The organism is Pontibacter rugosus (genome assembly GCF_042678745.1).
Taxonomy (GTDB): domain Bacteria; phylum Bacteroidota; class Bacteroidia; order Cytophagales; family Hymenobacteraceae; genus Pontibacter; species Pontibacter rugosus.
In genome coordinates this window covers 1-2327 of the sequence record NZ_JBHTLD010000373.1, presented here as the reverse complement: position 1 = coordinate 2327, position 2327 = coordinate 1, and the positions used below count along the sequence as shown (strand labels likewise).

2 protein-coding genes are annotated in these 2327 nt (G+C 34.3%); both read left to right on the top strand.

The window, feature by feature from the left end:
* The first annotated feature begins 65 nt into the window (after nt 1–65).
* Nucleotides 66–1172 (top strand): DegT/DnrJ/EryC1/StrS family aminotransferase, encoded by a 1107-nt coding sequence (locus ACFQ2O_RS21285; protein ID WP_377532846.1) that lies wholly within the window; start codon nt 66–68, stop codon nt 1170–1172.
* Between the two features lie 35 nt (nt 1173–1207).
* Nucleotides 1208–2327, top strand: a 1120-nt coding sequence (locus ACFQ2O_RS21280) for an oligosaccharide flippase family protein (protein WP_377532844.1), incomplete at its 3' end; no start/stop codon positions are given.

Sequence of the window (2327 nt, the reverse complement as noted above, 5' to 3'; positions counted from 1 at the left end):
TATACTTATTAGATATCATAGTATAAAATTTCGAATTAAAAACGTTTCAAATTTAAAAACAAATAATGGACATTTTATTCCTAAACTTAGAGCAAATGCACGCAGCAATAAAAGCTGAAATGAAAGAAGCATTTGAAGAAGTTTATGACAGTTATTGGTATGTAATGGGCAAACAATTGCATAAATTTGAAGATGCATATTCCCAATTTAATCAAGTTAATTATACTATTGGTGTAAGTAACGGATTAGACGCTCTTCACTTAGCTTTAAGGTCTTTAGGAATAAGTAACGGAGATGAGGTTATTGTTCCTTCAAATACTTACATTGCAACTGCTTTAGCCGTATCATATGTAGGTGCTACACCTGTATTTGTCGAGCCTAACGCCCTTACTTATAATATTGATCCAGCTAACATTCAGGCAGCTATAACTCCAAAAACTAAAGCTATTATGCCAGTACACTTGTATGGGCAGGCTTGTGAAATGACAAGTCTGATGAGCATAGCAAAAGAAAATAATTTATTTGTGATTGAAGATAATGCACAAGCACATGGAGCAGCTTATGCAAATAAGCTTACGGGAAGTTGGGGACATATAAATGGCACAAGCTTCTATCCAGGAAAAAACTTAGGTGCTTTGGGTGATGGAGGTGCTGTTACAACGAATGATTCAAAATTAGCTGATGAGATTAGAATATTACGCAACTATGGCTCTCAAATTAAATATCATAATAAGGTTGTAGGATACAATATGAGGTTGGACGAACTACAGTCAGCCTTTTTAAATGTTAAGCTTAAATATGTAAATGAATGGACTGCACAGAGGCAGCAAATAGCAAGCTGGTATAATGAAGTACTAGAGGAAGTAGAAGATTTAGCTTTACCGTTTGTTAGCTTAGATGCTACTCATGTTTATCATTTATATGTTGTTAAAGCGCAGCGCCGAGAAGCATTACAAAAATATCTGCAGGATAATAATATTAGTACAATGATTCACTATCCAATACCTCCTCACCTGCAAGAAGCTTATTCATATCTAGGTTATGCCAAAGGTGACTTCCCTATTGCTGAAGAGTTAGCAAACACATGTTTAAGTTTACCTCTTTGGCCAGGAATGACTCAAGAGAATGTTATCAAGGTAGGTAGCCAAATTAAAAAATTTTACAGCAAATAATTTTGAGTGAATCTACTACATCTTATAGGCAAATTATGAAAGCCACTTCCATTTTTGGAGGTGTGCAGGTTGGTAACATTCTAATAAATATCATTCGTTCAAAGTTCATTGCAGTTCTATTAGGTCCAACAGGAATGGGAATTGCTGGACTATTGACCGCAACTCTGAACATTGTTACAAGCCTTACAAACTTTGGATTGTCTAGGAGTGCTGTAAAGAATGTGGCTGCTGCAAATGCAACTAATGATATTAAAAAAATTAGTGTTGTAGTTACAGTATTAAGAAAGTTAGTTTGGGCAACGGGTTTATTAGGTTCTTTTATTACATTAGTTACTGCCCCATTATTAAGTGAACTTACCTTTGGTAATGATGAATATACATATGCATTTATTTGGCTCGCTTTTACACTTCTTCTGAGGCAGTTAAGTGCTGGTCAACTTGTTGTTCTGCAGGGTATGCGGAAAATTAAGTTTATGGCTAAAGGTAGTTTTCTGGGATCTGTTTTAGGGTTAGTAGTCTCAGTACCTGTTTATTATCTAATGGATATTGATGGCATTGTTCCAGCTATCATTTTAACATCTTTTATAAGTTTGTTTATTTCTTGGCATTTTTCTAATAAAATAAAGGTGTCTCCTACTCCTGTAGATATAGTGCAATTAAAAACAGAAGGGGGTGAGATGTTAAGAATGGGTTTTATGCTTAGCTTAAGCAGCTTGGCTGCTCTAGGGGCTTCCTACATTATTAGAATATTCATTAGCAGAAATGGTGGAATAGACCAAGTGGGTTTATATAATGCTGGTTTTGCTATAGTTAATACTTATGTAGGAATGATATTTACTGCAATGGTAACAGATTACTATCCAAGATTATCTGCTGTTGCACAAGATAGACAAAAAGCAACAAGTACAATTAATCAGCAAGCGGAGGTGGCAATATTAATATTAGCACCTCTATTATTAGTTTTTTTAATTTTTATTGATTGGGCTGTAATATTATTATATTCAACTAAATTCATACCAGTAAATGGTATGATACATTGGTCAGCTTTAGGAATTTTCTTTAAAGCAGTTAGTTGGGCGATAGCATACATTATTCTTGCAAATGGTTCATCGAAACTTTTCTTTTGGAATGAGCTGGTAGTTAATATTTATATGC

What these genes read in the sequence shown, in the direction of transcription:
- ACFQ2O_RS21285 (WP_377532846.1), top strand. Translation starts at nt 66, where the DNA reads ATGGACATTTTATTCCTAAACTTAGAGCAAATGCACGCAGCAATAAAA.